Here is a 6,886-nt window from a genome sequence, read left to right on the forward strand (position 1 = left end):
AGCGATTAGCTAAATCAGAACTTAAACTTGCAAACTGGAAGCTCGGATTCCAATTCAGCCTCTTCCTTCATTGCACTTATTTTCTTAACATTATATATCTGAATATTAGCTTTTTCAAGATTTTACAAAGAATTATGCTGTTTTTGAATATCAGGTGTCGTTTTTTGCAAACACCTTTGTGCAATCAGCTTTTTCTAAAATATAGATGAATTTTAACTGAATATCACCTTCATCATAAAACCCCCACCAGACAGATTTCTCTATCTAATGGGGGCAATCATCATAATATATTTTTAGTACAGCTTTGCTCCTGCCGGAATGTGGTTATCAACCATCAGAAGATGAAGTTCTTCATCCTCTGAATCCTTCAGGTTATTCACTGCGGAAAGTAACATACCACAGGAATCAATTCCCATCATCTTACGTGGTGGAAGATTTGTGATGGCGATAAGTGTCTTGCCAACAAGCTCTTCCGGCTCATAGTAAGCATGAATGCCAGAAAGGATGGTACGGTCTGTGCCTGTTCCGTCATCAAGTGTGAACTGTAACAGTTTCTTTGATTTAGGAACTGCTACACACTCTTTTACCTTAACAGCTCTGAAATCTGACTTACTGAATGTATCGAAGTCTACTTCTTCCTCAAATAAAGGCTCAATCTTTACGTTGGAGAAGTCAATCTTTTCAACCGGTTCTGCAGCCTGCGCAGAAGCAGTGCCTGCAGCCTGTACTTCGTTGTTGTTAGATGCCTTAGCTGCCTTTTTATCGGAATCAAGACTCTTCATTGTCGGGAGCTTTTTCGCTCCTGCTGTAAAGAGCTGTAAGATGATTTACATTTCTTTAAATCATTACATATTAGATAAAAGCATGTAAAATTTCTTTTACATAGCTTAATTGCGGTCTATTTAGCTTATTTCTTGACTACTCAGGAAAAATATTTCTACCCTCGCCCCACCTGTATTTTCAGAATTTGAAAGTTTAATACCTCCACCATATTTTTCAGCCACAGTTTTTGCAAAAAATAGTCCCATCCCATAATGGGCTTCGCCATTTCTACTTGTGTCATCCATAAAAAACTGCTCTGTGCCATGCAATAATGCTTCTTTTGTAAATCCTGATCCGCTATCCTCCACAATGAATGTCAGCCGGCCATCCTGCTCCTTTGCGTCAATATAAATGATTCCATTTTCTTTTGTATGCTCCACTGCATTCTGAATCACATTCATTACGGCCCGGAACATTGGATCATAAGCAATCGTTACCTTTTTATCACTTTGTTCCGCCTTCCAATCTATCTTCTGGTGATAGATTTCTACCAGTCCGAGTGCCTGTTCCTTTATATCTGCGAAAAAATCTTCTAACCTCACCGTTGTATAGGTAACATCACTGCAATTCCATGATTTTGTGACATCTATCAACTGTTTTACATAACTTTGTATCTGTGTTGTGCCGTTCAAAACATAAGTGATATTTTTCTTCTGTTCTGTGGTCAGTTCAGTCTCTGAAAGTAGTTCTGCATTTCCCCGTACAATCGTAAGAGGTGTTTTAATATCATGCGCCAAAGCAGACATCTGCTGTTTCTTTTCCTGCTCTGTTTTCCACTGCTTTTCTAAAGATTCTCGCAATGCATCTCGCATATCATCGATTGCCGATAAACAGTCATCAAACTCTTTGATACCGGAACAGGATGTCTCATATTCCAGATTTTGATCCTTTATTTGTCTGATTGCGTCTAATACAGGCTGCATCTGCTTTTTGATTCTTTTTCCAAAACGTATGGACGGAATGATGATAATCGCTACCGCTCCAATCACAGACATAATACTCATCACATTCTGTGGTCCTATAAAATGCTCCCTCAAAAAAGCTGAATGATATTGAGGTGTCAGGCGATATTGCAATACAACATATTCATTTTCCCTTACAATTACTTTATAAAAATATTTCCCGGATGCGTTTCCGTACTTTGCAACATTCCATGCTATCTGTTCGTATTGTTCTGACAGATCTCCACCTATTTTCTCTCCATTCTTTGAAAAGATTACATAATCACAAAGTGCAGGAATCATCTCAGCAGTTACTTTATCCGCACGTAAAATCGTATCATATGCTTCATTAATCTTTTGCTCTGCATAATTCGCCGGATAGATACAGCCCACACTAATCAAAAGGTACAGCAGCAGCCAAGCAGCAATCACCAAACCTACTAATGATCCAAGCATGACCAGTACATATCTCATAAAAATCCAGCTGAGTGCATTGCTTCTCTTTACTCTTCCCATTTATATCCAATCCCCCAGACTGTTTTTATCGGTGTATAATCATAATCCGCAAATTTTGCTCTTATATTTTTGATATGCGTGATAATGGTACTGTCATTACTCTCACTGTCAAAACCAAAGACCTCTTCTAAAATCTGTTCTTTCGAGAAAACCTGTCCCCTGTTTTTAGCCAGGAATTCACAAATTTCGTACTCCGCTTTCGTAAGAGGAAGTTCCTTATCATCAACCAATAGTTTCTTTTGAGATATTTGAATACAGACCCTTCCCAAAACCATCCGGACAGAATGTTCCCTGTGCTCTCTTCTAAGATGTGCATGAATCCTTGCCCGAAGTTCCATCACTCCAAATGGCTTTGAAATATAATCATCTGCTCCCAACGAAAGTCCGTTCACCAGACTTTTTTCCTCCGTTTTTGCAGTAAGAAACAAAATCGGACAATCCACAAGTGCCCTGATTCTTTTGCATAATTCAAAGCCGTCCATTCCAGGCATCATAATGTCAAGTAAAATCAGGTCATAACGATGTAATTCTTCCATATTAAGTTTCAGCGGATTACTTACTTTGGTAACCAGATGTCCATCCTTATTCAAAATGCTTTCTATCATTTCCAGAATTGCCGGTTCATCATCAACTGCCAGTATTTTTGCCATAGTTTCCCTCGATTCTATTCCGATATTCTGTTTCCTTCCCAGTGGTTTACCCACCAAAAATAGTATACCATACTAATCCCTGTTAATATTAAGCAACCTGGTATGAATGACAACCATTCACCTACACTAGTTTCTCCCAATACAGATTGCAGATAAGTATATGGTACTCTACCCGTCCAGCAGACAAATACATATTTCCACACATAATCTCCAAGTCCGGTAAGCATCAATGCACTAATTAGTCCTGATATAATCCCTGCTCCAATGGATACCCCTTTTCCAAACTGAAAAGCCAGAATCAGCTGCCACAGATAAAGTGGAACACTGCTTCCCCACAGTAGCAATGCTGCAACAACACATATTTTTACAATTTCCATATTGCTGTTACTCCAGCTACCACTTGCTGATATCATTCCAAATCCAGTTCCAAATATTAAAGTAGTCAGTAAGACAGAGCCAAGACAAAACATCAGTAACAGCAGAAGTTTCGATATAAATGCCACTCCTTTTTTCGATAAGGATAACATATTCTGAAAGTTACCTGCATTTTGTTCCTGCTCCATCACACTTGCTGTAAAAATTCCAACAAGTACTGGAAGTCCTGCTCCTATTGCCTGATAAAATGCAATCACTTTCATATTTTCATTCCATGGTGAAAAAAGGTAATACACTAAAAATATAACGCTGGTTAGAATCGGAATCAGTACGTGTGCCAGAATCACAGATGTTCCTTTCATCTTTCGCAAGTCTGCATTCAGAGATCTTCCAAGCATCCTATCTCACCTCTCTTTTCTCAAACCATTTCAGAAACAAAAGCGTTGCAAGAACAAACCAGATCATTGAGAGGCAGATCCCCGGAGCAATGACTCCCGTATTCAAAAATGGATTCCCCGATTCTGCCGCAAGACCATTCGGTAAAATATGAAGTAACGGACACATCATTCGCATAGGGATTGCCGAAACAAGTACATACCAGATCCTGGTTTGTGATATTACCACACCACTGACGGTAATAAACAGGCAGACGAACAGGTTTACAATCATTCCAAAGCGTTCGCTTAAAAACAAAGCTACCGGAATCTCCCATAACTCAGAAACCGTCAGAAACAATACTGCAATCAACGCTCCTCCAACTGGAACATGTGTCGTTAGAAGAAAGCCTCCAAGCGTTGCTCCTGCAAACACAATCACATTGGAAAACAGAATCATGTACCCAATATAAATAATTTTCCCCAGCAACAATTTTCTTCTGTCTGTGGGAATAGTCATTAAATGATAGTATTTTATCTTTTTCTCCTGCGCCACAGAAAGATAACAAAATAGAGCAATCATCCCCGGCAGCAAAAGTGTATACCACCAGTTCCAAACACTTTCTGCATAAGCATTTGTCATCCCAAGAGTAAATATAAATGCCATGACAAATGTAAGAAGAGGAAATCCCCAGATAAACTTTTTTCGCATGGTTCTTTTGGCTTTTTGATGTTCTGCTTTTATAATATTAACCATGGATTTCACCTGCTTTCTGGTTTTTTCTTACCACATTCATAAACAAATCTTCAAGATTATCTCCCTGCTTTAATTCTCCTTCGTATCCTAAGATTCCACCTGAAATAATCCCGACTTTATCTGCAAGTAACTGTACCTCCGAGAGAATATGACTGGAGAGAATTACAGTGATTCCCTGTTCCGGAAAAGACCGGATCAGCTCTCGTAATTCCTCGATTCCTATTGGATCTAATCCATTCGTAGGTTCATCCAATATCAAAAGTTCCGGTTCTCCAAGCAATGCCATTGCAATGCCTAGTCTTTGCTTCATTCCCAAAGAAAACTGTCCTGCTTTCTTCTTTCCGGTGTTTGTAAGTGATACAATCTGCAAGACCGCATCAATTCTGTTTTCATCTGTACCAAGCAATAATTGTCTTACCTTCAAATTCTCTCTGGCGGAAAGATTTTCATAAATAGGCGGATTCTCAATTAACGCTCCTATTTTTGATAAATCTTTCCTATCCCAAAGTTTTCCATCAAAGTAAATCTTTCCTGCAGTGGGTTTCATCATACCGGTCAACATTTTCAATGTGGTAGATTTTCCCGCACCATTCGGTCCAAGCAGTCCATAAATCTGTTTCTTTTCTATATTAAGTGAAACATTATTTACCGCTTTTTGCTTTCTAAAATATTTACATAGATTTTGTGTCTGCAACATCATTTCCATCTCTTTTATCCTTCCTTCTATATTGCATTTCTCACTGAAATATAATCTATCAGGGAAAAATAAAGATTTGATGAAGTTTGCTACATTTTAGAAAATCTGTCCCGGAAGTTTTTTCTTCTCCATATACGGGAACTCTCTATCAAATGCCTCTGCTTCCTTTTCATTTACCAGATAACCTGCCGGAGGTGCATACTCTCCTGTAATTCCATTAAGATATCCCGGCATCAGTTCTTCGCACAGAAAGAAAGATGCATCCTCGCCTTCCGGCAATCCATGATAGCGGATGCCAAACTCACTCGCCTGTCTGAATCCACTTTTTCCATAAAAATCAATATTTCCTTCAAAACATAGTGCTCCGCATCCAAGCTCTTTTGCTTTTTCTAAAGAATAATCCAGTAAAATCTTTCCATACCCCTTCCTTTTAAGCTCCGGTGCAATACAGATCGGTCCCATAGTCATAATGGGAATACTTCTGCCATCATCGGCTGCAATCACAGCCTTCATAAACATGTTCTGTCCAATTAACTGTCCATCTAATGTCATGACAAAATCCAGTTCCGGAACAAATGCGGGATCATTGCGAAGTTTGTGGAGTACATAATGCTCCAGACAGCCTGGTCAATACACATTCCAGAAACTCTCCCTTACCAGATTTTCTACCTCACGGTATTCATTTTCTCTTTCCAATCGAATGATAATATTTTCCTTCATTTTCTTTTTCTCCATTTCTTTATATAATGCTGCTAATACTTTTTTCAAACCGCTCTTTTATTCTTGTTTTATCCTTTGCTCCATCATACAGACTATAGTAGAAAAACATGATGGAATAAAACATGGTTGCTTTTTTATCTGCCTCCACTATCCCCATGCTCTTGAACAAATCCTTCACATATTCTGCCGGACCAGACACAAGATACTGCTGATACAATGCCTGCATCTCCTCATTCCGAAACTGCTCTAACGTAAGCATCTTTCGAAATGACGATGCAAAATCATTTTCTGTCCAATACGAAAACATAGATTTACTGTATTCCACGAAATTGTCCGTAGAAATCTCTTCATACTGTTCAGGTTCATTTTCCTTTTTATCAGCAGGCATATCATGTGATTCTGCCTGTTCGCCATCCCCCTGCTCCATCCTTTTTACAATATGTTCAAAAATATCTCTCTTACTCTCATAATGCCTATACAATGCACCTTTTGTCATGCCAAGCTCACCCGCAATCTGACTGACAGAAACTGCTTCATATCCATCTCTCGCAAATAAATGTAATGCAACAATCAATATATCTTCCTTTGTAGTTTTTGACATACCCAAACCTCCTGCCCATAAAATAAACGACCGTTTATATTTTGATCATAGTAAACGGCCGTTTATTTGTCAAGTCAGATATCTCTACACATTTTTACATAACTTTGTTTATGATAATTTTGTCTTTAATGGGAAACAGATGTCAATCTCCATATAACCATCTTCCTCTATCTTCCGATAAATATCAATAATCGGTCGCTCATCCAGCTCATTCTTTCCCTTAGGAGGACTCATAAACAAGGGGAAAACGATATAACACGATACAAGATGTAATCGAAAGGATACCAGTGAAAGGTTTAGTATTTTCAAGGGGGCGACGAGATTTTTATAACAAGATATAACAGTTATTAAATCCTTTAAAAATCGTCATCTGAAAACTGAAAGTTTCTTTTTCTTGATAAATGGGGATTAGTTTTCCTTTTTTCCAATCAGC

Annotated in this window: 8 protein-coding genes; all 8 read right to left on the minus strand. The window is 38.4% G+C overall.

The window, feature by feature from the left end:
- Nucleotides 1-293 precede the first annotated feature (293 nt).
- The 8 genes from DXB43_RS14645 to DXB43_RS14680 all read right to left on the minus strand — a co-directional run bounded on the left by DXB43_RS14645 (nt 294) and on the right by DXB43_RS14680 (nt 6,453).
- A complete protein-coding gene (locus DXB43_RS14645) occupies nt 294-782 on the minus strand; it encodes a hypothetical protein (RefSeq protein ID WP_117947904.1) in 489 nt (162 codons plus the stop codon).
- A gap of 120 nt (nt 783-902) precedes the next feature.
- Nucleotides 903-2,279 (minus strand): sensor histidine kinase, encoded by a 1,377-nt coding sequence (locus DXB43_RS14650; protein ID WP_117947905.1) that lies wholly within the window; start codon nt 2,277-2,279, stop codon nt 903-905.
- Nucleotides 2,267-2,929 carry a response regulator transcription factor gene (locus DXB43_RS14655; protein ID WP_072521435.1) on the minus strand — a complete coding sequence of 221 codons (663 nt, stop codon included), beginning with the start codon at nt 2,927-2,929 and terminating at the stop codon, nt 2,267-2,269. The genes DXB43_RS14650 and DXB43_RS14655 overlap by 13 nt, the downstream gene beginning before the upstream one ends.
- Before the next feature lie 14 nt (nt 2,930-2,943).
- Complete coding sequence (locus tag DXB43_RS14660) at nt 2,944-3,702, minus strand: lantibiotic immunity ABC transporter MutG family permease subunit (protein WP_117947906.1); 759 nt, start codon at nt 3,700-3,702, stop codon at nt 2,944-2,946.
- 1 nt (nt 3,703) lies between these two features.
- Nucleotides 3,704-4,435, minus strand: a complete 732-nt coding sequence (locus tag DXB43_RS14665; RefSeq protein WP_117947907.1) for a lantibiotic immunity ABC transporter MutE/EpiE family permease subunit — start codon at nt 4,433-4,435, stop codon at nt 3,704-3,706.
- Nucleotides 4,428-5,141 carry a lantibiotic protection ABC transporter ATP-binding protein gene (locus DXB43_RS14670; RefSeq protein ID WP_117947908.1) on the minus strand — a complete coding sequence of 238 codons (714 nt, stop codon included), beginning with the start codon at nt 5,139-5,141 and terminating at the stop codon, nt 4,428-4,430. Before DXB43_RS14670 ends, DXB43_RS14665 begins: the two co-directional genes overlap by 8 nt.
- An 87-nt stretch (nt 5,142-5,228) precedes the next feature.
- A complete protein-coding gene (locus DXB43_RS14675; protein WP_330417896.1) occupies nt 5,229-5,684 on the minus strand; it encodes a GNAT family N-acetyltransferase in 456 nt (151 codons plus the stop codon).
- Nucleotides 5,685-5,871: 187 nt separating this feature from the next.
- A complete protein-coding gene (locus DXB43_RS14680; protein ID WP_117947909.1) occupies nt 5,872-6,453 on the minus strand; it encodes a TetR/AcrR family transcriptional regulator in 582 nt (193 codons plus the stop codon).
- Nucleotides 6,454-6,886 lie beyond the last annotated feature (433 nt).

This window comes from Roseburia sp. OM04-10BH (assembly GCF_003462605.1).
GTDB classification, from domain to species: Bacteria; Bacillota; Clostridia; order Lachnospirales; family Lachnospiraceae; genus Roseburia_C; species Roseburia_C amylophila.